Here is a 22,964-nt window from a genome sequence, read left to right on the forward strand (position 1 = left end):
CGACAGCACCACCACTTTGGTTTCCGGATCATTAACGAAACGCGGGCGATAATGCGGGGGAACGGGACTGCGAAGTGTCGGCGTCATGAAGATCGTCTGCCCGCGCTGCGAGGCTTGGTACGAGGTTCCGGAGGCGTCCGTCGGGCGCGGCCGGGCGGTGCGTTGCGCCGAGTGCCGGACCGAATGGACCGCGACGGCCGAGGATGCGGTCCGGGCCGAGGAGGCGGCGTTCCGCCGCGAGGCGGCCCGCCGCGAGACCGAGCGCGCCGCCGCGGCGGCCGCCTCCGCCTTCGCCACCGCATCGGCGGGGGAACCCGGCTGGGGCGGCGGAACCGCCCCGACCGGCTTTGATGCGCCACCGGCATCCGCCGCCTCGGCGGAGCCCGAGGACGACGGCTGGCCCGACGATCTGATGCCGCCGAAGCCGGCCGCCGCGGCCGAGCCGGAGCCAGACGGGTTTTCGGCCGCCGCCGTCGAGGATGCGCCCTCGGTGGTGCCCGAGACCGACCCCTTCACCCTGCCGGAGGGACCGACGCGCGACTGGGATGCCGAGTTCGAGGCGGCCGAGGCGCGCCGCATCGCCCGCGAGCGGGCGAAGCCGCAGGGCAAGCGGCGCTTCGCGATCCCGAAGCCGACCTGGGCGACCGTGTCGCTCGCCCTCCTGGTGGTGATCGGCGCCATCCTGGGCTGGCGGGCCGACGTGGTGCGCGCCCTGCCGCAGACCGGCGGCCTGTTCGCCGCGATCGGCCTGCCCGTCAATCTGCGCGGGCTGGCCTTCGACGCCGTCAAGGTCCAGGCCGACGTCTCCGACAAGGTGCCGGTGGTGATCGTCGAGGGTGTCGTCGTCAACGTCTCGAAGGTGCGCATCGACGTGCCGCGCCTGCGCTTCGCCATGCGGGACCAGCACGGCGCCGAGACCCACACCTGGACGGCGCTGCCCCAGAAGCCGAGCCTGGCGCCGGGCGAATCGCAGCCGTTCCGCACCCGTCTCGCCTCGCCGCCGGCCGACAGCCGCGAGGTGTTCGTGCGGTTCTTCAACCGGCGCGACCTCTGACCCCCGCCGACCGCCGCGGCGGCCGGGCCCTGTCGCCCGGCCGGTGCGCCCGACACCGAGAGGCGCGACGACTCGACGACACGCCGTCGCGCTTCGATACTGCCGAATCGATTGTGAGCACGAGGACCCGGTGGCCCGAATCCTGATCGCCGAAGACGAGGACACGCTCCGGACCCTGGTGGTGCGCGGCCTCACCCAGGAGGGACACGACGTGATCGCGGCCGCCGACGGCGCCGAGGCGCTCGACGTGCTCGGCCGCGAGGAGGGTCGTTTCGATCTGCTGTTGACCGACATCCGCATGCCGCTGATGGACGGCATCGCGCTCGCCCTCTCGGCGGCGCGCGACTATCCGGATCTGATCATCCTCCTGATGACCGCCTATGCGGACCAGCGCGAGCGCGCCCACGGGCTCGAGGCGCTGATCCACGACGTGATCACCAAGCCGTTCACGCTCGCCGAGCTGAAGGTCGCGGTCGGCGAGGCGCTGGCATCGCGCGGCAAGCCCGCGACCGGCGCGGCGCCGGACGGGGGGGCCGCGGACGGCGGCTAGAGTGCTTTCCACCGAAGTCGACCCACGCTCCGCTCATCCCCGCGAAGGCGGGGATCCAGGGACCGCGTGCCGTGACGCTCCTGGGTCCCCGCCTTCGCGGGGACGAGCGGATGTGGTGCCGGTTGGTCTCGACAGAAATCGCTCTAGGCGGCGCTCACCAGAATCGCGCGCTCGGCGGCGGCGATCGCCTCGGGCGTGCCGACATGCATCCACACGCCTTCGAGCCGCAGGCCGTACAGGCGGCCGGCCTCCTCGGCGCGGTCGAACAGCGTGGTGAGCGGAAAGGCGCCGGACGGGGCGTCGGCGAACAGCGCCGGCGACAGCAGCGAGACACCCGAATAGACGAACGGCACCACCTCGCGCTCGGCGCGCCGCTTGAGGCGGCCGTCGGCCGTCATCAGGTAGTCGCCGCGTCCGGCATAGCCGACGCTGGTCGAGGTGGCGGCGAGGAGCAGGAGCGCGTCCATCCGGGCCGGATCGAACATGCGGGCGAGCCAGTCGAGATTCGTTCGCACCCCGTCGATCCACAGCGTGTCGGCATTCACGAGGAAGAACGGCGCGTCGCCGAGCTGCGGCAGCGCCCGGACGATGCCGCCGCCGGTGCCGAGCAGCGTGTCGCGCTCGTCGGAGACGACGATGCGGGGGCGAGTGCGCCCGGCGAGGTGCTCCTCGATCTGGCCGGCGAAGAAATGCACGTTGACCACCACGGTCTCGACCCCGGCGCCGTCGAGACGGTCGAGCACGTGGTCGAGCAGGGGCTTGCCGCCCACCGGCACCAGCGGCTTCGGCAGCGTGTCGGTGAGCGGCCGCATGCGGGTGCCGAGACCGGCGGCCAGGACCATGGCGGTGCGGGGGGATGCGGAGGGGGAAGCGGAAGCGACAGGAACGGACATCGGCGACCTCTCGGGGGCCTCCTCTTGCACACGATTCTGGCGGCGGGCTCAACAGCAACCGAATCGCTGCGACCGCATGCCCAGGGTGCGCCGAGCGTGGCGCCACGGCATGGCGAGCCGATGACCCGGACCCGCCCCGTGGGCTTGGTCTCGACCCGGAGGAGGGCGGTTCACATCTCGAATTTCGGGCGCTTGCGCTCGCGGCGGGCTTTTTGGACGTTCTTGAGGAAGCGCACGCCGATCTGGTCGCCGTTCAGCCACACCCGCTCGCAGCGCCGGTGGGCATGGCCCCAGTTGGAGAGGACCAGGAAGAACTCGTCCAGGTTGATCTCCTCGGTCGAGCCGAAGACGGTGAGCTTGGCCTCGGTGTCGGAGACGTCCTCCAGCAGCACCTCGCGCTGCCAGGTGCCGTCGATTCCCATGATGCGCGCGGCGTAGCCGTGCTCGAACTCGACGCGGTCGCCCGCCTTGCGCTCGGTGTTCATCCGTCCCGGTCCGCTAGCTCACCGGAGGCCGACTATAATGCCGCAGACTTTCCAAGCCCTTACCATGCGCCGGGGCGGGCCGGGCGCGCGTCAGCCGGCGCCGCCCGGCGGCGGCGGCACATAGGCGCCGTACCACGCCTTGAGCGGGGCGAGTGAGGGATGCGCCAGCGCCCGCTGCAGGTAGGTCATCACGCGCGGCATGTGGCGCAGATACTGGGGCTTGCCGTCGCGCTTCTCCAGGCGCGCGAAGATGCCGAGGATCTTGGTCGCCCGCTGCGCCGCGACGGTGGCGTAGATCTGGGCGAACTGGCCGACGTCGAAGGCCGGCTCGTTGGCCCGGCGCGCCTTGGCGTAGCGGCCGAGAAGCTCGATCTCCAGCTCCTCCGGCACGGTGACGCGGGCGTCCTGCAGGAGCGAGGCGAGGTCGTAGGCGGCCGGCCCCATCACGGCGTCCTGGAAGTCGATGACGCCGACCCGCGCGATCCCGCTCCGCTCCGGCAGCCAGATCAGGTTGGGCGAGTGGAAGTCGCGCAGCACCCAGGTCGGCGGCTGCGCCAGCACGGGCTTGAGCGCGTCGCGCCAGAACGACAGGAAGGCGCTGCGCGCCGGGGTCGACGGCACGGCGGTGAGCCGCGGCAGATACCAGTCGAGCAACAGCTCGATCTCGATCAGGAAGGCGTCGAGGTCGTAGTCGGGCAGCCGATAGGTGAGCTGCGGCGTCACCGGCAGCTCGGCCGGCAGCAGCATGTGGCCGTGCAGGGCGACCAGGAGGTCGACGGCGGCCCGGTAGCGCTCCTCGATCGGGGCGGGCGGGTCGCCGGCCACGACCGTCTCGTCGCCCAAGTCCTCGACCAGGATGAAGCCTTCGGCGAGGTCGGCGGCATAGACCTCGGGGGCCGAGAAGCCGAGCGTGCGCAGCGCGTCCGCCACGGCCACGAAGGCCTTCACGTCCTCGGACAGGTGGGCGATGGCGCTGTAGCTGCGGCCGTTGCGGATCGGCGGGCCGTCCGGGCGGCGCGGCGCGTTCATCAGGAGAATGGTGCGGTCGGCGAGCTGCACCCGCTCGTAGGAGCGCGCCGAGGCGTCGCCGGCGAGGCGCTCGCGCCGTGCGTCGGCGACGCCGGCCTTCTCCAGGAAGCGCCGCAGATGCAGGATGCGCTCGACCCGGCCGGAGAGCCGGCCGTGCCCGGCGACATGGGCGATGCGGGTGTCCTCGCCCTGGTCCGGCCGCAGCCGCAGCTCGATCTCCAGCCGGTCCTCGGCGACCAGGCCGGGCGCCCGGTCGGGCCACTCGATCAGCACCACGGCGTCGGACGGAATCTCGGCGAGGCCCAGCTCGGCGAGGTCGTCCTCGCTCTGCAGCCGGTAGAAGTCGGCATGCATCAGGGTGAAGCGCGCCATCTCGTAGCTCTGGACGAGCGTGAAGGTCGGGCTCGGGACGTCGAGCTCGGGATCGTCGGCGAGATGGCGGATGAGGGCGCGGGCGAGCGTCGTCTTGCCAGCGCCGAGGTCGCCCGAGAGCATCACCACGTCGCCGGGATCGAGCGTGGTGGCGAGGTCGGCGGCGAACCGGCGGGTCGCCTCCTCGTCGGCCAGGGTCAGCGTGATCGGCGTGCTGCCGGGCCGGACGGGTTCCATGGACGGGTGTCGGTCTCTTCCGGGGACTGGCCGCCCCGGCTCTCGCTCGGGACGCTCACTCGGCGGCGCTACGAGCCGCCGTGGTCACGAGAGGGAAAATACACATCACCGTGGTGCCCTGTCCAATCGCGCTGTCGATTCGCACCGTGCCGCCGTGCAGCTCGACGAAGGAGCGGACAATCGACAGGCCGAGGCCGGCACCGCGGTGGTCGGAGCCGCGCGGGTCGCTCTCGAACCAGTCGAACACCTTGTCGGTCAGCTCCGGCGGGATGCCGGGGCCCTCGTCCATCACCGAGAACACCACGGCCTCCGCGGTGCGCTCGGCGCCCAGCACGACGCGGCCGCCGGGCGGCGAGAAGCCGATCGCGTTGGAGAGCAGGTTGAACAGCACCTGGCGCAGCCGCCGTCCGTCCGCCGTGAAGCCGCCGATGCCGGGCTGGGCGCGCAGCTCCAGCACCAGGTCGTTCTGCACCACGCGGTCCTGCACGCCCTCGGCCGCCGCCTCCATGGTGGCGCGGATGTCGACCTCGCCGAGATTGAGCGTCATGGCGCCGGCGTCGATCGTCGCGAGGTCGAGGATGTTGTTGATGATGGCGAGCAGCGCGTTGGTCGAGACCGTGATGTAGCCGAGATACTCGGACTGCTTGTCGTTGAGCGGGCCGGTCGACTGGTCGCCGAGGAAGTGGGCGAAGCCGATGATGTTTGTGAGCGGCGAGCGCAGCTCGTAGGAGACGTGGTGGACGAAGTCGAGCTTCAGCTCGTCGGCGGCGACCAGCGCCTCGTTGCGCTCGAGCAGGGCGCGCTCGACGTTCACCGAGTCGGTCACGTCGTGGAACGTGACGAGCGTCGCGCCGTCCGGCAGCGGCACGGTGGCGAAGTCCATCACGCAGCCGTCGCTGCGCTCGATCCGGCCGCTCGTGGCGTCGCGCTTGTCGAGGCCGGTGACGGCGGCGCGCAGCCGCTGCCAGGTCGCCTCGTCGCGATAGAGCGGCCGGCACATCTCGATCACGCTCTCGACATGCGGACGGCTGGCGAGCAGGTCGGGCGCGAGCTTCCAGCTGGTCGCGAAGGCCGGGTTGAACAGCCGCAGGCGGCCGTCGCTGCCGTAGACCGAGACCGCCTCGGCGAGGTTGTCGAGCGTCTCGCCCTGGACCCGGGTCAGCGCGTCGGCGCGACGCTCGAGCTCGAGCCGCTCGGTGATGTCGGTGAACAGATAGGTGACGCCGCCTTCCGGGTTCGGCGTGGTGACCACGCGCAGGGTGCGGCGGTCCGGCAGATGCCACTCGTGGGTCTCGCTCTCGGTCGAGGTGTAGGCCCGGTGCAGGTTGGTCTTCCACAGGCGGAAGTCCTGCTGCTCGGGCAGCCGGCGCGCCGCCCGCAGGCGGTCGAGCACGGCCGAGTCGCTCGGCGCCTCGGCGAGGTAGTCGGGCTCGAGATCCCACAGCGTCCGGTACGCCGCGTTGTAGAAGGACAGGCGACGGTCGGCGCCGAACACGGCGACACCGGTGGCGAGGTGGTCGAAGGTGCGGCGGTGGCCGGCCTTGACGTGATCGAGCTCGCTGCGCAGCCGCTCGGCTTCGGTGGCGTCGATGGCGACGCCGACGCGCCCCTGCGCGACCGGCAGCTCCAGCACGTCGAGGCTGCGGCGGGCGCCGGCCATGATCGCGGTGACGCGGCCCGCATAGCCGCTGCCGGTGTCGAGCGTGCGGGCGATCGTCTCGCGCTCGGCGCGGCCGAGCAGCTCGACATGGCGGGCGACCGCGGTCGCCGGGTCGCTCGTCTCGACGGCGCGGGCATAGGCGGCGTTGACCAGCACCAGCTGGCCGGCGGTGTCGCGCATCCACACCGGCGCCGGCAGCATCTCGACCAGGCTGCGCAGGGCGTCCGCCTCGTTCTGCAGCTTCTGGCAACGGACGCTCGACTCGGCGAGGTCACGCTTGATGCCGGTGACGTTGCGCAGCTTCATCACGGCGAAGCCGCCGATCGGACGGCCTTCCGCCTCGACATGGCGGCCCTGGATCGTGGTGAGAAGCAGCGCGAAGGCCTCGCCCTTGACGCGCAGCCGCTCGATCGCGTCGCCGAGCGCCCGGGCGAGCTCGGGGCTCAGCCACTGGTCGTAGGCGAGGATGTCGTGCGGGGCGAGCGTCGGGGCGATGAACGAGACCTCGCCGATCACCTCCGGCTCGCCGAAGCCGGCGGTCCAGACGACGAGCACCTGCGGCTCCGACATCAGCAGCGCGGCGAGGCGATCGATGTCGGAATGGAGTCCGGCGATGGTGGCGCGGGCGACCTGCTGCTCGGCGGCGGCGCGGCCGCGCGTCCGCAGAAGCGCGATCGCGGTGACGACCGCGAAGGCGACGACGCCGATCAGCAGCACGAGCGTCGCCAGCTCCTGGGCGCCGAGCCGCGTCGCCGCGGCGAGCGGCGCGCCGTCGAGCAGCCCGGCGGCGGCGTGATCCGCGCCGAGGAGCAGGGCCGCGATCGCGATCGCGGACATCGACGTCGCCGGGCGAAGGATATCGATCGAACCGACGAGCAGGACGACAGCGGGGCCGCGCCGGCGCAGCGGACGACGGCCTCGGCTTCTCGTCGCGCCCTCGTCCCCCATCGCCTTCTCACCCCTTCGGTTCCGATCCGCATCGGCCGGACCGGCCCGATCGACTCGTCAATGCACCGCGCGCGCCCGAGAAGGCGTGCGGCATGCTCGGTTTTTTGGGACGCGGAAACTTAACCCCCCGGCGTCGGAAGACACTCCGCCGCCGCCCCGCGACGGGCCGCTCGGAGGCGGCGTCGCGAATCGCAGATCAATGTGCCTCAACCCGAGTCGCGCCGGAAGAGTCCAGAGAGTGAACGTGGGGGTGGCGGGGTGAAAATCCGCCATGCTGGTTCGTCGGGTGACACCCAAGTCATCACCCGATCGTCACCGATCGCCGCTCGAGCGGCTTTCGATTGTGATGAATCGACCCCGCCTGCCGCTCGTCCCCGCGAAGGCGGGAACCCAGGGGCCGCTCGACGTGCGGCGCTGGATGCCCGCCTCCGCGGGCATGAGCGGAGTGTGGGTCGCCTTCAGCGGAAACCGCTCTAGGTCGGATCGCCGACGAATTTTTCAGCGCGGGCCGTGGATGCCGGTCGAGCCGAAGCCGCCGGCGCCGCGCGCCGTCTCGTCCAGCGTCTCGGACAAGCGAACATCGACATGTAAGACGGGCGCGATCACCAGCTGGGCGATGCGGCTGCCGCGCACGACCTCGAACGGCGCCTCGCCGAAATTAACGAGGATCACCTGCACCTCGCCGCGATAGTCGGCGTCGATCGTGCCCGGCGTGTTGAGCACCGTGACGCCGTGACGGGCGGCGAGGCCGGAGCGCGGCCGCACCTGGCCTTCGGTGCCCGGCGGCAGCGCGATGACGAGCCCGGTCGGGATCAGGGCACGGCCTCCCGGCGCGATCGTCACGGGCGCGTCGGCCGGCACGGCGGCGAGGAGATCGAGGCCGGCCGCGGCCTCGCTCTGATAGGCGGGCAGCGGCAGGTCGGCGCCGTGCGGCAGCCGCACGACGCGAAGCTCTCGAATGCTCATGCGGGATCCTTCAGGGCGGCGGCGATGCGCATCACCAGCGCGCGCGCGACCGCGTCCTTCGACTGCACGGGCCACGAGTCGACGCCGTCTCTCGTCACCAGATGGACGCTGTTGCGGTCGCCGCCCATCACGCCGCCGGCGATGCCGCTGTCGGCCGAGACGTCGTTGGCGACGATCCAGTCGCAGCCCTTACGGGCGAGCTTGTCACGTGCGTTCACGAGGACATTCTCGGTCTCGGCCGCGAAGCCGACGACGAGGGGCGGGCGACCGCTCGTGCGGGTCGCGATTGTCTTGAGGATGTCGGGGTTCTCGACCAGCGCGAGCTGCGGCGTGCCGGCCGCGCCCTTCTTGATCTTCTGGGTGCCGGCGCTCGCCACGCGCCAGTCGGCGACGGCGGCCGCGAACACGGCGGCATCGACCGGAAGAGCCGCCTCGACGGCGGCCAGCATGTCTCGCGCGCTCTCGACATGCACCACGGTCACGCCGGGCGGATCGGCGAGCGTCACCGGGCCGGAGATCAGTGTCACGGCGGCGCCGGCCGCCGCGGCCGCGGCCGCGATGGCGTGGCCCTGCTTGCCGGACGAGCGGTTGGCGATGTAGCGCACCGGGTCGATCGGCTCGTGGGTCGGCCCGGAGGTGACGAGCAGCCTCTTGCCCGCGAGCGGCCGGCTCGTGGGATCGCCCGCGGCGAGCAGCCGCTCGGCAGCGGCGACGATCTCCAGCGGTTCCGCCATGCGGCCGACGCCGGCCTCGTTCTTCTCCGCCATCTCGCCGGCATTGGGGCCGACCATCGCGACCCCGTCGGCGACGAGCTGGGCGACGTTGCGCCGGGTCGCCTTCGCGGCCCACATCACCGGGTTCATGGCGGGGGCGACCAGAATCGGCCTGTCGGTGGCGAGCAGCACCGTGGAGGCGAGGTCGTCGGCATGGCCGCCGGCCATCTTGGCCAAAAAGTTGGCGGTCGCCGGCGCGACGACCACGAGGTCGCATTCGCGCGCGAGCCGGATGTGGCCGACGTCGAACTCGGTCTTGGCGTCGAACAGATCCGTGTAGGCCGGCTCGCCGGCGAGCGCCCCGGCCGACAGCGGCGTGACGAACTCGGTCGCCGAGCGGGTCATCACCACCCGCACCGAAGCGCCGCGCTCGCGAAACCGGCGGATCAGGTCGAGCGCCTTGTAGGCGGCGATGCCGCCGCTGATGACGAGGAGGATTCTTTTGGAGGCGAGGGTCATGAGGATCGGGAGTCGCCGATTGTGAGAAGCTCTCCATCGTCATGGCCGGGCTCGTCCCGGTCATCCACGTCGTTTGCGGCCTGCGCCGCATCGTGGATGCCCGGCACGAGGCCGGGCATGACGGACGTCGGTGTGCGGCGCGACCGTAGCACTCGCCGCACGCCGATCAAAATCGCCGCCGTCACCGCATCAGGTTCAACAGCAGCAGAACGGCGATGACCCACAGGGCGACCGTGGTGCCGCGGTTGCGGCGGGCCTCGGCCTCCCCGATGCCGGCGACCGTCTCGGGGGCGAGCAGCAGCCCATCGCGGGTGGCGACGTCGATCTGGGCCGAGAGGCGCGCGGCGCGCGACAACAGCGTCGGCATCGCGCCGAGGAAGCGGCCGACCTCGCCGACGCCCTCGACCGCGCCCTCGACCCGGCCGGCCGGCCCGAGGTGACGCTCCAGCCAGGCCCGCACCACCGGCTCGGCGGTCCGCCACATGTCGAGCTTGGGGTCGAGCATGCGGCCGACGCCCTCGACCACCACCATGGTCTTCTGCAGGAGCAGCAGCTCGGGCCGCGTCTTCATGTCGAACAGCGCCGTCACCTCGAACAGCAAGGTGAGCAGCTTCGCCATCGAGATGTCTTCGGCGCTGCGGTTGTGGATCGGCTCGCCGATCGCCCGGATCGCCTGGGTGAACTCGTCGATCGACTGGCTCGCCGGCACGTAGCCGGCCTCGAAATGCACCTCGGCGGCGCGCCGGTAGTCGCGGCTGATGAAGCCGTAGAGGATCTCGGCCAGGAACCGCCGCTCGTTCTCGGTGAGCCGGCCCATGATGCCGAAGTCGACCGCGACGAGCCGTCCGGCCTCGTCGACGAAAAGATTCCCCGGATGCATGTCGGCGTGGAAGAAGCCGTCGCGCACCGCGTGGCGCAGGAAGCTCTGGATGACGGTGCGGCCGAGCTTCGGCAGCTCGAGGCCGCGACGCTCCAGCGCCGCGCGGTCGGACAGCGGCGTGCCGTCGATCCATTCGGTGGTCAGCACGTTGTGGGCGGTCAGGTCCCACTCGACCTGCGGCACCCGGAAGTCGGCGTCGTCCTTGATGTTGTCGGCCATCTCGGAGGCGGCGGCCGCCTCCAGGCGCAGATCCATCTCGACCGTGACGGAGCGGGCGAGGGTGGCCACCACCTGCTCGAGCCGCAATCGCCGCGCCTCGGCGGAGAATTTCTCGGCGAGCCGCGCCGCGAAGAAGAAGGCCTGGATGTCGGCGCGCAGGTCCTTCTCGATGCCGGGCCGCAGCACTTTTACGGCGACCGAGCGCCGGCCGTCGGGCGTGTCGATCTCGGCGCGATGCACCTGCGCCACCGAGGCGGCCGCGAGCGGCGGGCCGAAGGTCGCGAACATCGTGTGCACGGGCCGTCCCAGCGCCCGCTCGATCGCCGCCTCCGCCTGGTCCTGCGGGAACGGCGGCATCTTGTCCTGGAGCTTCTCGAGATCGGTCGCGATCGCCTGGCCGACGACGTCCGGCCGGGTCGCCAGGAACTGGCCGAGCTTGACGTAGCTCGGCCCGAGCTTGCCCAGCGCCGTGGAGAGCCGCGCCGCGCCGGACGCGCTGGTCGGCCGCTCCAAGAGGCGGGCGAGCTTGATGCCGATCTGCGCCGCGCCGGGCAGGGGCTCGGGATCGACGAGCGCGAAGACGCCCTCGCGGGCCAGCACGAAGCCGGCGCGGGCGAGGCGGATCAGATGGGAGAAGGGAGGGATCATTTACAAACCGTCGAACGCGACCCGCGCGGGGTCATGGCCGGATGCTCGAGGCACGGCGCCGGTTGTCACCTCTCCCCTGTGGGGAGAGGTCGGGGTTCGCGCCGAAGGCGCGAGCTCCGGGTGAGGGGGGACCGGCGCGTCGGTGAGGTCGGCACCCCCTCACCCGCCGCGCTGCGCGCGTCGACCTCTCCCCGCGGGGGAGAGGTGAAGCGGAGCACATCGCGGGCGCCGGAAGCCTCACAGCCGCCAGCCGGAATGCAGCGCCACGATGCCGCCGGACATCATGCGGACGTCGACGCGGCGGAAGCCGGCCTCGGCGATCATCCGGGCGAAGGCCTGAGGCTTCGGGAACTTTCGAATGGATTCGACCAGATACTGGTAGGCGTCGGCGTCCCCGGCCACCATGCTGCCGATGCGCGGGATGACGTTGAACGAGTAGAGGTCGTAGAGCCGGTCGAGGCCGGGGATGTCGACGGTCGAGAATTCGAGGCACTGGAAGCGGCTGCCCGGCTTGAGCACCCGGTAGGCCTCCTTCAGGGCCAATTCGATGCGCGGCACGTTGCGGATGCCGAAGGCGATCGTGTAGGCGTCGAAGCTCTTGTCCGGGAACGGCAGGTTTTCCGCGTTGCCCTCGACGAACTCGACGACGTCGTCGACGCCGCGCTGGAACGCCCGCTCGCGGCCGACCTCCAGCATGTCGGTGTTGATGTCGCAGACGGTGGCCCGCGTGCCGGCACCGCCCGCCGCGACGGTGCGGAACGAGATGTCGCCGGTGCCGCCGGCAACGTCGAGCAGGTGGAACGGCCGGTCGCTCTTCGGCGGGTTGACGCCGGTGACCAGCACGTCCTTCCAGGCGCGATGCAGTCCGGCCGACATCAGGTCGTTCATCAGGTCGTAGCGGCGCGCCACGGTGTGGAACACGTCGTCCACCAGGGCCTGCTTCTCGGCCAGCGGAACGGTGCGGAATCCGAAATGGGTGTCTTGCGAAGGACTGTCTTGCGAATGATCGGTCGGCATGATGTCGGTCACGGGCTCTGGCGTTTTCGCGGCGGACCATAGAGCATTTTCCGGCGAAGTGGACCCCGGTTCGCCGGGGAAAAATGCGACCGGAAGAACCGGAACGCGGTCCGACTCGATCGGAACGCGTTCTGGCGCGCGTCGACCGGGGGCGCTATCTCTCGGGTCATGTCCCCGCTGTCCCGTTATGTTCCCTTTGATAGCTCGTCATCCCGGGGCGCGGACCGCAGGTCCGCGAGCCCGGGATCCATACGCCCGGCGTCGGTGGCTCACGACAGACAGGGGTTATGGGTCCCGGGCTCGGCGCTGAAGCGCCGCCCCGGGACGACCGTCGCATTCCGCACAATCCCCGCCTTCGCGGGGATGAGCGGAGGTTTCGGCGCCGCGCTCGCGACCTCCGGCCCGCCCGACGAGCCGCCCGATGCCTGAGCTGCCCGAGGTCGAGACCGTCCGGCGCGGGCTGGCGCCGGCCATGGAGGGGGCGCGGTTCGTCGCCGTCGAGGTGCGGCGGCCGGACCTGCGCCGGCCGTTCCCCAACGACTTTCGCGGGCGGCTGGAGGGCGCGACCGTCCATGCATTGCGCCGACGCGCCAAATACCTGCTCGCGGACCTGTCGACCGGCGACGTGCTTCTGATGCATCTCGGCATGTCGGGCTCGTTCCGTGTGGAGCTGCCGGCCGGCGCCGGCCAGGAGGGCGCGAGCCAGGAGGGCGCCAAGCTCGCGCCCGGCGCCTACTACCACGCGCGCTCCGAAAACCTCGCGCACGACCACTTGGTGTTCTCCATGTCGTCGGGCGCGCGCCTGGTCTTCAACGATCCGCGCCGTTTCGGGCTGATGCTGCTCGTGCCGGCGGCGGAACTCGCCGAGCACCCGCTGATGCGCGAGGTCGGGCCGGAGCCGCTCGACCCCGGCTTCGACGCCGCCCGGCTGGCCCTGGCGCTCGCCGGCAAGGCGGCGCCCCTCAAGGCGGCGCTGCTCGACCAGACCGTGGTGGCCGGGCTCGGCAACATTTACGTCTGCGAGGCCCTGCACCTCGCCCACCTGTCGCCGCGGCGGAAGGCCGGAACCCTCGTCGCCCGCGGCGGCGTGCCGACGCCGCGGCTCGTCGCGCTCGTCGAGGCGATCAAGGCGGTGCTGGCCGACGCGATCGAGGCCGGCGGCTCGTCGCTGCGCGACCACCGCCAGACCGACGGCACGCTCGGCCTGTTCCAGCACCGCTTCCGGGTCTACGACCGCGAGGGCGAGGCCTGCGCGACGCAAGGTTGCGCGGGGCGGATCCGCCGCATCGTGCAGTCGGGACGCTCGACCTTCTTCTGCCCGGTGTGCCAGAAGTAGCCCGCGCCCGCCCTTCGGGCGATGCGCTATCGGTCATTCCGGGGCGGCGCGCAGCGCCGAACCCGGAATCCAGCCACGACTGAAGAGTCCGGAACTGGATTCCGGGGTCGCGCCTCCGGCGCGCCCCGGAATGACGGAGCAAGCAAAATCCCTCCGGGGATGGCGACGTCGCGAGGTTCCGTGAACTCCCCCTCATCGACCATCGGCCGAAAACTCTACGAGTACGGCCCGGGCCTCACCGCCGCGGTGGCGTTCGCCGGCGCCGACGTGCTCACCAAGCTCGGCCTGATGGCCGGCTCCGACGTGATCACGCTGGCGACGACGCGCTCGATCCTCGGCATCGGCCTCACCGCGCTGTGGATCGCGCTCGGGCCGACGCCGGTGCCGCTGACCCGCGACGAGCGCCGCACCGCCTACGGCATGGGCGTCCTCTACGCCGGCATCATCTTCTTCATCTTCAAGGCCATCGAGCTCTTGACCGTGCCGATGGCGATCCTGGTCTATTTCAGCTACCCGCTGGTCACCGGCATGGTCGGCGCCGCGCTCGGGCTCGACAAGCTCGGCTGGCGCGGCGGGCTCGCGGCCGTGACGGCGTTCGCCGGGCTCGCGCTGATGATCGGCGCCTCGCCGTCCGACCTGTCGATCGCCGGGCTTCTCTGCACCATGGTGGCGATGGCCTGCCGGGTTGCCGTGCTGATCGTCAGCCGCCAGCGCCTGATGAAGGCCGACGCGCGGCTCTCCACCTGGTACTCGGCCATCGCGACCGCCGCGCTGTTCTGCGGCGGCTCGCTGGTGACGCTCCACTTCGTGCCGCCGGTCGTGACGATCGGCTGGCTGTGGATCGTCCTGCTCGGCGTGACGACCACCACGGGCGTCGCCGTGATCTTCATCTCGACGACGCGCATCGGCCCGTTCCGCACGGCGCTGACCATGAACCTGGAGCCGCTGCTCGCGACGCTGCTCAGCGCCGCCTTTCTGGGCGAGGTCTTCTCCCCGGTCCAGGCGCTCGGCGCCGCCATCATGATCGCGTCGCTGTTCGCGTTTCAGCTCAGACGCTGAGTCTGGCGCGCTTCGTAGGGTGGGCAAAGGCGCGCCGCAGGCGCGTCGTGCCCACGCCGTCCGGCTCCGGCGACATCGACCGCGTGGGCACGCCGCTTCGCGGCTTTGCCCACCCTACGAGCGACTCATGCCTCGTCATGGCCGGGCTCGTCCCGGCCATCCACGTCTTCGGGGGCCGGCGACGCTGCAAGCGCGTGGATGGCCGGCACAAGGCCGGCCATGACGGCTCACGAGATTGCGGCCGCGCCGCAGATTACTTCCACGTCACGCCGTGGCGCTGGAGCACCTTGCGCACCGCTTCGACGAGATCGTCCTGGGGCACCAGCGCCTGGGCCTCGGCTTGGCGCTGCAGGTAGTCCTCGCGGTCCTTGTCGAGCTTCGACAGCTCGGCGCCGAGCAGCAGATCCTTGATGATCACGTGCGGGCCGGCCGGGTTGTCCTTCTCGTCGGAGCCCTGGATCACCACGCAGGGGCTCTTGCGCCGATCCGCGTACTTGAGCTGGTTGCCCATGTTCTTCGGATTGCCGAGATAGAGTTCCGACCTGATCCCGGCGGCGCGCAGCGTCGCGACCATTTTTTGGTAATCGGCGAGGCGACTCTTGTCGAACACCGTGACGACCACGGGACCTGGCGCCGGCGTCGCATCGATTTTTCCAATGAGCTGCAGCGCGGCCTGCAGGCGCGACACGCCGATGGAGAAGCCGGTCGCCGGCACCGGCTCGCCGCGGAAGCGCGACACCAGCCCGTCATACCGCCCGCCGCCGCCGACCGAGCCGAACCGCACCGGCCGTCCCTTCTCGTCCTTGGTGTCGAGCAGCAGCTCCACCTCGAAGACGGGGCCGGTGTAGTACTCCAGGCCACGGACCACGGATGTATCTATTCGTATCCTTCTCGAACCGTACCCGGCAGATTGGCAAAGCTCGGCGATCGACTCCAATTCCTTAAGGCCTTCGCGGCACAATGCGTGCTCGAAACCGGATTTGAGTTTGTCGACAGTCTCTAAGTTATCGATCCAGCCCTGATGAGAACCTTCTTCAGCGACATCTATGTGAAGTAGGTGAGAATCTTCTGGAGGCGTAAGTGATCTGCTTGCGCGGCCCGCGAAGACGGTGTCGAGTGTTTTCAGCACCTGATTGATGTCGCCGTCCGCTAATCCAGCCCCCTTGGTGAAATCGCCGCTCTCGTCCTTACGGCCCTCGCCGAGAAGCTGACGTACGCCGTCGATCCCGAGCCGATCCAGCTTATCGATCGCCCGCAGCACCGTAAGCCGGCGTCCGGCGTTCTCGTCACCGCCGAGGCCGATCGCCTCCAGCACGCCATCCAAAACCTTACGGTTGTTCACCTTCACCACATAGGAGCCGCGCGGGATGCCCAGCGCCTCCATCGTGTCGGCGGCCATCATGCAGATCTCGGCGTCGGCGGCCGGCGAGGCGGAGCCCACCGTGTCGGCGTCGAACTGCATGAACTGGCGGAAGCGGCCGGGGCCGGGCTTCTCGTTGCGGAACACCCAGCCGAACCGGTAGGAGCGGTAGGGCAGGGCGATGTTCTGAAAATTCTCGGCGACGTGGCGGGCGAGCGGCGCGGTGAGGTCGTAGCGCAGGCTCAGCCACTGCTCGTCGTCGTCCTGGAACGAGAACACGCCCTCGTTCGGCCGGTCCTGGTCGGGCAGGAATTTGCCGAGCGCGTCCGTGTATTCGATCGCCGGGGTCTCGACCGGCTCGAAGCCGTACAGCTCGTACACGGCCCGGATCTTGTCGATCATCGTCTGCGTGGCGGCGATGTCGCCGGGGCCGCGGTCGGCGAGGCCGCGCGGCAGCCGCGCCTTGAGCTTGCTCTTCTTGTCGGTGGCCATGTCCAAACTCTTCCCGCGATCGATCGCGCATCGGGCGAGGCAATCCGCTGCCACGTCCCCCGTCATACGCGGGCACGACCCGCGTATCCATCTTCGAAAAGACGCTTCTTTTCAGGGTGATGGATGGCCGGGTCAAGCCCGGCCATGACGCCGCCGGGGAATGTGACCGGAGCGCACCCGCGAGGTCGGGCCGGCCGTCGATAGCCCACGGGGCCGCCCCCGGCAAGCCGTTCCGCTGGCCGGCAAATCCGGCTAGGGTCCGCGCCGCCGGGCGGACCGGGTCCGCCCGGGCCGTCGAAGGAGCTTTTGGCCATGCCGGTCGCCCCGAACACCCCCGCGAGCGCCGCCGCGGGCGTGCCCAACGATCTTGCGCCCTACTGGATGCCGTTCACGGCCAACCGCGCCTTCAAGCAATCGCCGCGGCTGGTGGTGCGGGCCAAGGGCATGCGGGTGACGACCGTCGACGGGCGGACCCTGATCGACGCCATCGCTGGGATGTGGTGCTGCAACGCCGGCCACAACCGCGAGCCCATCGTCGCGGCGATCCAGCGCCAGGCGGGCGAGCTGGACTATGTCACGGCGTTCCAGCACGGCCATCCGGGCGCCTTCGAGCTGGCGTCGCGCATCGCCGCGCTGGCGCCGGCCGACCTCGACCACGTGTTCTTCTGCAACTCGGGCTCGGAGGCGGTCGACACCGCGCTCAAGATCGCGCTCGCCTATCACAACATCCGGGGGCAGGGCGCGCGGACGCGGCTGATCGGCCGCGAGCGCGGCTATCACGGCGTCGGCTTCGGCGGCATCTCGGTCGGCGGCATCGTGCCCAACCGAAGGATGTTCGGCACGCTGCTGGCCGGCGTCGACCATTTGCCGACGACCTACAATCGCGAAAAACAGGCCTTCACCAAGGGCGAGCCGGAGTGGGGCGCGCATCTCGCCGACGAGCTTGAACGCCTCGTCGGCCTGCACGACGCCTCGACCATCGCGGCCGTGATCGTCGAGCCGATGGCGGGCTCGACCGGCGTGCTGCCGGCCCCAAAAGGCTATCTCCAGCGGCTGCGCCAGATCTGCGACAAGCACGGCCTCCTGTTGATCTTCGACGAGGTGATCACCGGCTTCGGGCGGCTCGGGCCGTGCTTCGCGGCGGAGCGTTACGGCGTGGTGCCCGACATGATCACGTTCGCCAAGGGCGTCACGTCCGGCACCGTGCCGATGGGCGGCGTGATCGTGCGCCGGGGGATCTACGATGCGTTCATGACCGGTCCCGAGCACGCCGTGGAGCTGTTTCACGGCTACACCTACTCGGCGCATCCGCTCGCCTGCGCGGCCGGCCTCGCGACCCTCGATCTCTACCGCGACGAGGATCTGTTCGCTCGCAGCGCCGCGCTGGAAGGAAAATTCGCCGACGCCGTGATGAGCCTGAAGGGCCTGCCCAACGTGCTCGACATCCGCACCGTCGGCCTCGCGGCCGGCATCGACCTCGCCCCGCATCCGGACGGGCCGGGCCGACGCGGCTACGCCGCCATGGACGAGGGCTTCTTCCGCCAGGACGCCATCGTGCGCGTCTCCGGCGACACCATCGCCCTGTCGCCGTCGCTGATCGTGACCGAGGACGAGATCGGCGAGATCGTCGACAAGACGGCGCGGATCATTCGGGCGGTGGGATGAGGGGCGTCGTGGTCCACAGAACGGCGCCGTCTTTCCTTTTCCCCGCTCGCGGGGAGAAGGTGGCTCGCCGCGAAGCGGCGAGTCGGATGAGGGGGCGCCTCCGTATCCACGACACGCCCCCTCACCCGGATTCCGCGCCTGCGGCGCGCAATCCGACCTCTCCCCGCGTGCGGGGAGAGGTGAAGACTGGCGTCGGTGTCTGGAGTTCCCCATGAGCAAGCGCACCGGCCTCGCCGGCCTCGTCGACTACGCGCGGCGCGAGCCGTTCGAGGTGCTGCTGGTCGTCCTGGTCGGCCATGTGCTGGTGTGGACGCTGATGCCGGCGTTGCTCAACGCCAACCTTCAGCTCGACCTCGCCGAGGATCTGGCGCTCGGCAAGGAGTGGCAGCTCGTCTACTGGAAGCATCCGCCGCTGCCGTGGTGGATCGCCGCCGGGCTCCATCAGCTCACCGGCGACGTGCGGATGATCTACGTGCTCGGCCCGCTCGCGTCCGCCGTGGCGATGTGGGCCGTGTGGCGGCTCGGGAAGGACATCGTCGGCGGCTTTCCGGCGCTCGTCGCCGTGCTGGCGCTGGAAGGCCTGCACTTCTTCAATTTTTCGGTGATCAAGTTCGCGCACGACCAGTGCCAGCTCCCGTTCTGGGCGCTGACCATGCTGCTCTTCCACCGCGCCCTCACGCGCGACGAGACGCGCGCGCGGCTGATCAGCTGGGCGCTGGCGGGCGTGTTTCTCGCTCTGTCCTTCTGGTCCAAATACGCCGCCTTCGCGCTCGCCGCGACGCTCGGCCTGTTCCTGCTGGTCGACCGCGACGCGCGAAAAGCCTGGAAGACGCCCGGTCCTTATCTGATGGCGCTCGCCTTCGCGCTGGTCATCGCGCCGAATGCCTGGGCGCTGGTGGAGAGCGACTTCCTGCCGTTCCGCTATGTCGACGTGCGCGCCAAGACCGCGGCGCAGTGGTGGCAGTTCGCCTGGTATCCGCTGCAATGGACGTTCGGGCAGCTCGGCTTCCTGCTGCCGACGCTGGCGCTGCTCGCGCTGCTCTATCCACTGCGCCCCGACGCCGGCGCCCAGAGGCCGCTCACGCTGGGCGACGTCGATCCGAACGTGATCAGCCCCGGTGCCTTCGACCGCCGTTTCCTCGCCTGGATGGCGCTCGGGCCGTTCGCCGTCACGACGCTGGTCGCGATCCTGCTCGGCCGCCTGCCGGTCGCCATGTGGGGCTATCCGCTGTGGAGCGTGCTGCCGCTCGCCGTGGTCGCCTGGCGCGGCGTGGTGTTCGAGGACGTCCGGCTGATCCGCTTCGCGCTCGGCGTCGTCGCCGTGCTGGTGATCATGCCGCTCGCCTATGTGCTGACCGAGGAGGTCGAGCCGCTGCTGCGCGACCGGCCGAAGGCGACGCAGTTCCCCGGCCGGCGGCTCGCCGATATCGTCACCCGCGACTTCTTCGAGAAGACCGGCCAGCCGCTCGCCTATGTCACCGGCACCGAGTTCGCCGCCAACAATGTCGCGGTCTACGGGCCGACCCGGCCGCACGTCATCGTCCACGGCAAGCCGGAGCTGAGCCCGTGGATCGACATGGCCGACGTGAAGCGGCGCGGCGTCGTGATCGTGTGGGAGCCGCAGGGCGAAGGGCTGGTGCCGGAGTGGATGAAGACCTTCCCGGGCGCCACCGTGCGGGGCCGGATGACGCTGCCGCGCCAGGCCCGCGGCAAGGTCGCGCCCGTGGTCCTGCAATACGCCATCGTGCCGCCCGAAGGCGCGCCGCTGATCATCCTGCCGCCCGGCACGGTGCCGCCGCCGGCGCCGGTGCCGCCGGCGAAGTGATCAGTTCGCGCGTTCCGCAGCCGGCTCGTCCCCGCGAAGGCGGGGACCCAGGGGCGGCACGACGAGTGGCCCTGGATTCCTGCTTCCGCGGAAATGAGCGGAGTGTGGGGTGACGTCCTCTCCGTCCTCACCCTGAGGGCCGCCGAAGGCGGCGTCTCGACGGGCGAGGACGGCCGCTGCCTCGGCCACATGGTTCGAGACGCGCGACTGCGTCGCGCTCCTCACCATGAGGGTGGAGTCAGGCGACAGGCGCTGCGCCGCTCACAGCGCGCCGATGCGCAGGCCGGCGCGCAGGAATTTCTGGGGATCGACCGCCTCGCCGGAGACCCGCGTCTCGTAGTGCAGATGCGGGCCGGTCGAGCGGCCGGTCGAGCCGAGGCGGCCGATGACCTGGCCGATCTTCACGCTCTGGCCCTGGCGGACGAGGATCTCGGACATGTGCGCATAGCGCGTCGTGAGCCCGTTGCCGTGCTCGATCTCGACCATCTTGCCGTAGCCGCCGTTCCAGGCGGCCGACACCACGGTGCCGTTGGCGGTGGCGCGGATCGGCTCGCCGACGCCGCCGCGGAAGTCGAGGCCGGTGTGCATGGCGGGGCGGCCGAGGAACGGGTCGAGACGCACGCCGAACGTGGAGGAGAAGTCGACGTCGCCGGCGACCGGCTTGCGGATCGGGATCGTCGCGAGCGTCCGGGTCAGCCGCTCGGCCTGCTCGCGGGCGAGGCGGACGCGCTGCACCTGGCGCTCGAACACCGGCTGCACCGAGGCGAGCCGGTACGGCACGAACGGCCCGCCGACGTCGCGCTCGGCGCGTCCGCCGGGCACCGCGCGTTCCAGCCCGAGATCGGCGAGCACGCCGCGGATGCGCTTCGCCTTCGTCTCGTAGGTCTCCTCCAGCGAGGCGAGCGAGGCGGTCTGTTTGCCCTCCAGGCGATCGAGCGCGCCGTGCAGGCGGGCGATCTTGCCTTCGATGCCGGGCAGGACGTTGCGGCTCGCCGCCGCCGCGAGCGCCATCGGCGGCTGGCGGGATTCGAGCCGCGCCTGACGGTCCGGAGGGGTCTTGAAGATCACGGTGTCGCTGATCGGCGAAGCCTTGGGCGTCGCCGGCTCGGCCGGGAGGCCGCGGCCGGGCGCCCGAATCGAACCCGTCACGTCGGACCCGGCCGCGGCCCCGGCATTGCCGATGCCGCCCAGGGCGCCGGCACGGCTCTCGATCACGCTCTGGCGGCGGATCACCTGCTCGAGCTTCTGCTCGAACTGCTCCTGGTCGAGGAGCTGGCGGGTCGTCACCCGGTCGACCTGCGAGCGCATCTCGGCGATGCGATCCTCGTAGGCGGCCTCGATCTCGGCCTGGCGCGCCACCATGCGGGCGACGACGTCGTCGTGGAAGGCGAAGTAGGTGGCCGTCACCACCGACCAGCCGGCCATGATGGTCAGCGTGCCGACCACGGTCCAGAAGGCGACCGGGCCGAGCCTCACCTGCCGGCGGCCGTAGCCGAACGTGAAGGGCTGCCGCTTCGGCGCCGCGGCCGCATGGGCCGGCCGGCCGGACCGGGTGGTCGCGGCGGCACGGGGCGCCGGATGCGGAGCCTGATGCCGAGGCGAAGCCTGATGCTGCTGCGGAGCTTGATGCGGATGCGGCCGCGCGGGCGGCGGCGCGGCCGACGCCGGGTGGTGGTGGGTCGGCTCCTCGGCCGGATGCGACCAGTCGGGCCGCCCGCGGCGGTGGCCGGCGCTCGCCGGATGCTCATGGTGCGCGCCGCGATGGGCGGCGATCAGCTCGGCATAGACCTCGGCGTGGCGATGATTCTGCTCGGTGTGGCGCGGCGTCGCGGCGTGTGCCGTGGGATGATGCGCGGCGCGCTCGTGCGCCTCCCGGGGACGCTCGGCCGGGGCGCGGTCGTGAATCGACCGGTCACGCTGGCCGTGATCGTGTTGGGCCCGATGAGACATTCACGCTCCCTGCGGGCCGGCTTTGGTGCCGGCCCGGACGAGCCTCGAATGTCCCCCTGCATGGTAAAGAATTCCCAAACGAATCACGGCGATATCGCGGAATTTTCGATGCCCGCGAATCGCGCCGATACCGCTCGGGTCTGCTCCGGTCGGGCTAGAGCGCCTTCGCCGCCGCCAGCACCTCGTCCGCATGGCCGTCGACCTTCACGGAGGGCCAGAGGCGGGCGATCCGGCCGTCCGGGCCGATCAGGACCGTGGTCCGGGTGATTCCCATGAAGGTTTTGCCGTACATGGACTTCTCGCCCCACACCCCGTAGGCCTCCAGCATCGCGTGAGTCTCGTCGGAGGCGAGCGGGATCGTGAGGGCGTGCTTCTTCACGAAGGCGTCCTGCTTCTTAACCGGGTCGGCCGAGACGCCGAGGATGTCGGTCTTCGCCTTGGCGAAGGCGGCCTTGGCGGCCGAGAAGGCCTGTGCCTCGCGGGTACAGCCGGGGGTGTCGGCCTTGGGGTAGAAGTACAACACCAGCTTGCGGCCGGCGAAGTCGGAAAGCGACACCTCGCCGCCGCCGTCGCGCGGCAGCCGGAAGTCGGGAGCGGGATCGCCTTCGCGCAGCTTCACGGGCATATGCCTTCCTTTCGACGCTTTCGAAGCGCTCTTTGGCGCTTGGGGTTATCTGGAATAAGTCCCTGACTGAGCGACCGATGTGTCGGGCGTCGCGTCCGCCTCGCCGGAACCGCGAAGGGGCATTGTGCGGGTAGGGAGCGGGGCCGTCCAGAACGCATGGCGGACAGGGATCTGAGTCCGAAACTCGCTGCCTTGCGCAGCCTGGAGGCGAGCCTGCATCTGCACAAGTGTGCGGAGGCCGCCCGGGCCCGCGTGTGCGGCGACCGGGCCGACCGGACCGCAGATTTGTCCCCCGCTCAGTCTGCACCTTCTCAGTCTGCACCTTCTCAGTCTGCTTATTCCCAGCCTGCTTCTTCTCGGTCTGCTCCTGCCGATTCCATTCACGCCGCTTCGAGCGGCGCCGCGTCGTCCACGGTCCGCCCGCCTACCGGAAGCGCGCCGACGCGCTGCGATCGTCCCGGC

At 70.7% G+C, this 22,964-nt stretch carries 16 protein-coding genes and 1 pseudogene; 6 read left to right on the forward strand and 11 right to left on the reverse strand.

All coding sequences use genetic code 11. The features are described 5' to 3' along the window. The first annotated feature begins 85 nt into the window (after window positions 1-85). Entirely contained in the window at window positions 86-1,054 is a 969-nt protein-coding gene (locus ABTU92_RS11195) for an MJ0042-type zinc finger domain-containing protein (RefSeq protein ID WP_408090561.1), read from the forward strand. A 130-nt stretch (window positions 1,055-1,184) separates the two neighbouring features. Next, window positions 1,185-1,604, forward strand: coding sequence for a response regulator (locus tag ABTU92_RS11200; protein WP_408090563.1), 420 nt, complete (start codon window positions 1,185-1,187; stop codon window positions 1,602-1,604). 143 nt (window positions 1,605-1,747) lie between these two features. Here the strand turns inward: ABTU92_RS11200 and ABTU92_RS11205 are convergent, their stop codons facing one another. From ABTU92_RS11205 to ubiE, 8 genes are all read right to left on the reverse strand, one after another. Beyond that, window positions 1,748-2,497, reverse strand: coding sequence for a nucleotidyltransferase family protein (locus tag ABTU92_RS11205; protein ID WP_408090565.1), 750 nt, complete (start codon window positions 2,495-2,497; stop codon window positions 1,748-1,750). 170 nt (window positions 2,498-2,667) lie between these two features. After that, window positions 2,668-2,982, reverse strand: a complete 315-nt coding sequence (locus ABTU92_RS11210; RefSeq protein WP_111357700.1) for a PilZ domain-containing protein — start codon at window positions 2,980-2,982, stop codon at window positions 2,668-2,670. A 90-nt stretch (window positions 2,983-3,072) separates the two neighbouring features. Continuing rightward, the gene (gene tsaE / locus ABTU92_RS11215) at window positions 3,073-4,620 is read right to left on the reverse strand and encodes a tRNA (adenosine(37)-N6)-threonylcarbamoyltransferase complex ATPase subunit type 1 TsaE (RefSeq protein WP_408090567.1); all 1,548 of its coding nucleotides are present in this window, start codon (window positions 4,618-4,620) and stop codon (window positions 3,073-3,075) included. Between the two features lie 55 nt (window positions 4,621-4,675). Continuing rightward, on the reverse strand, window positions 4,676-7,117 hold the full coding sequence (locus ABTU92_RS11220; protein WP_408090569.1) for a PAS-domain containing protein: 2,442 nt from the start codon (window positions 7,115-7,117) through the stop codon (window positions 4,676-4,678). 609 nt (window positions 7,118-7,726) lie between these two features. Continuing rightward, window positions 7,727-8,194 (reverse strand): dUTP diphosphatase, encoded by a 468-nt coding sequence (gene dut / locus ABTU92_RS11225; protein WP_408090571.1) that lies wholly within the window; start codon window positions 8,192-8,194, stop codon window positions 7,727-7,729. Next, window positions 8,191-9,426, reverse strand: a complete 1,236-nt coding sequence (coaBC, locus tag ABTU92_RS11230) for a bifunctional phosphopantothenoylcysteine decarboxylase/phosphopantothenate--cysteine ligase CoaBC (RefSeq protein ID WP_408090573.1) — start codon at window positions 9,424-9,426, stop codon at window positions 8,191-8,193. Before coaBC ends, dut begins: the two co-directional genes overlap by 4 nt. A 181-nt stretch (window positions 9,427-9,607) precedes the next feature. Continuing rightward, entirely contained in the window at window positions 9,608-11,173 is a 1,566-nt protein-coding gene (gene ubiB, locus ABTU92_RS11235; RefSeq protein ID WP_408090575.1) for a 2-polyprenylphenol 6-hydroxylase, read from the reverse strand. A 237-nt stretch (window positions 11,174-11,410) separates the two neighbouring features. Next, window positions 11,411-12,190, reverse strand: coding sequence for a bifunctional demethylmenaquinone methyltransferase/2-methoxy-6-polyprenyl-1,4-benzoquinol methylase UbiE (ubiE, locus tag ABTU92_RS11240; protein ID WP_408090577.1), 780 nt, complete (start codon window positions 12,188-12,190; stop codon window positions 11,411-11,413). 421 nt (window positions 12,191-12,611) lie between these two features. Here ubiE and mutM point away from each other — a divergent pair, with 421 nt between their 5' ends. Together mutM and ABTU92_RS11250 are read left to right on the forward strand one after the other, a co-directional pair. Next, window positions 12,612-13,526 (forward strand): bifunctional DNA-formamidopyrimidine glycosylase/DNA-(apurinic or apyrimidinic site) lyase, encoded by a 915-nt coding sequence (gene mutM, locus ABTU92_RS11245; RefSeq protein WP_408090579.1) that lies wholly within the window; start codon window positions 12,612-12,614, stop codon window positions 13,524-13,526. A 180-nt stretch (window positions 13,527-13,706) separates the two neighbouring features. Beyond that, a complete protein-coding gene (locus ABTU92_RS11250) occupies window positions 13,707-14,585 on the forward strand; it encodes a DMT family transporter (RefSeq protein ID WP_408090581.1) in 879 nt (292 codons plus the stop codon). A gap of 253 nt (window positions 14,586-14,838) precedes the next feature. Here ABTU92_RS11250 and hisS read toward each other — a convergent pair whose 3' ends face one another. Next, window positions 14,839-16,437 (reverse strand): histidine--tRNA ligase, encoded by a 1,599-nt coding sequence (gene hisS, locus ABTU92_RS11255; protein ID WP_408090583.1) that lies wholly within the window; start codon window positions 16,435-16,437, stop codon window positions 14,839-14,841. A gap of 312 nt (window positions 16,438-16,749) precedes the next feature. Here hisS and ABTU92_RS11260 point away from each other — a divergent pair, with 312 nt between their 5' ends. Together ABTU92_RS11260 and ABTU92_RS11265 are read left to right on the forward strand one after the other, a co-directional pair. After that, window positions 16,750-18,102, forward strand: coding sequence for an aspartate aminotransferase family protein (locus ABTU92_RS11260; protein WP_408090585.1), 1,353 nt, complete (start codon window positions 16,750-16,752; stop codon window positions 18,100-18,102). Between the two features lie 211 nt (window positions 18,103-18,313). Further along, a complete protein-coding gene (locus tag ABTU92_RS11265; RefSeq protein ID WP_408090587.1) occupies window positions 18,314-19,927 on the forward strand; it encodes a glycosyltransferase family 39 protein in 1,614 nt (537 codons plus the stop codon). Between the two features lie 261 nt (window positions 19,928-20,188). Here the strand turns inward: ABTU92_RS11265 and ABTU92_RS11270 are convergent, their stop codons facing one another. Further along, on the reverse strand, window positions 20,189-21,403 hold the full coding sequence (locus ABTU92_RS11270) for a M23 family metallopeptidase (protein WP_408090633.1): 1,215 nt from the start codon (window positions 21,401-21,403) through the stop codon (window positions 20,189-20,191). A gap of 628 nt (window positions 21,404-22,031) precedes the next feature. Beyond that, window positions 22,032-22,532, reverse strand: a pseudogene (gene bcp, locus ABTU92_RS11275) (thioredoxin-dependent thiol peroxidase); the annotation flags it as partial. Window positions 22,533-22,964 lie beyond the last annotated feature (432 nt).

Source organism: Rhodoplanes sp. SY1, assembly GCF_046000175.1.
GTDB lineage: Bacteria > Pseudomonadota > Alphaproteobacteria > Rhizobiales > Xanthobacteraceae > Rhodoplanes.

Coding starts and splice junctions, on each gene's coding strand:
- ABTU92_RS11195 (WP_408090561.1), top strand. CDS start 86: ATGAAGATCGTCTGCCCGCGCTGCGAGGCTTGGTACGAGGTTCCGGAG.
- ABTU92_RS11205 (WP_408090565.1), bottom strand. CDS start 2,497: ATGTCCGTTCCTGTCGCTTCCGCTTCCCCCTCCGCATCCCCCCGCACC.
- ABTU92_RS11210 (WP_111357700.1), bottom strand. CDS start 2,982: ATGAACACCGAGCGCAAGGCGGGCGACCGCGTCGAGTTCGAGCACGGC.
- tsaE (WP_408090567.1), bottom strand. CDS start 4,620: ATGGAACCCGTCCGGCCCGGCAGCACGCCGATCACGCTGACCCTGGCC.
- ABTU92_RS11220 (WP_408090569.1), bottom strand. CDS start 7,117: ATGTCCGCGATCGCGATCGCGGCCCTGCTCCTCGGCGCGGATCACGCC.
- dut (WP_408090571.1), bottom strand. CDS start 8,194: ATGAGCATTCGAGAGCTTCGCGTCGTGCGGCTGCCGCACGGCGCCGAC.
- coaBC (WP_408090573.1), bottom strand. CDS start 9,426: ATGACCCTCGCCTCCAAAAGAATCCTCCTCGTCATCAGCGGCGGCATC.
- ubiB (WP_408090575.1), bottom strand. CDS start 11,173: ATGATCCCTCCCTTCTCCCATCTGATCCGCCTCGCCCGCGCCGGCTTC.
- ubiE (WP_408090577.1), bottom strand. CDS start 12,190: ATGCCGACCGATCATTCGCAAGACAGTCCTTCGCAAGACACCCATTTC.
- mutM (WP_408090579.1), top strand. CDS start 12,612: ATGCCTGAGCTGCCCGAGGTCGAGACCGTCCGGCGCGGGCTGGCGCCG.
- hisS (WP_408090583.1), bottom strand. CDS start 16,437: ATGGCCACCGACAAGAAGAGCAAGCTCAAGGCGCGGCTGCCGCGCGGC.
- ABTU92_RS11260 (WP_408090585.1), top strand. CDS start 16,750: ATGCCGGTCGCCCCGAACACCCCCGCGAGCGCCGCCGCGGGCGTGCCC.
- ABTU92_RS11265 (WP_408090587.1), top strand. CDS start 18,314: ATGAGCAAGCGCACCGGCCTCGCCGGCCTCGTCGACTACGCGCGGCGC.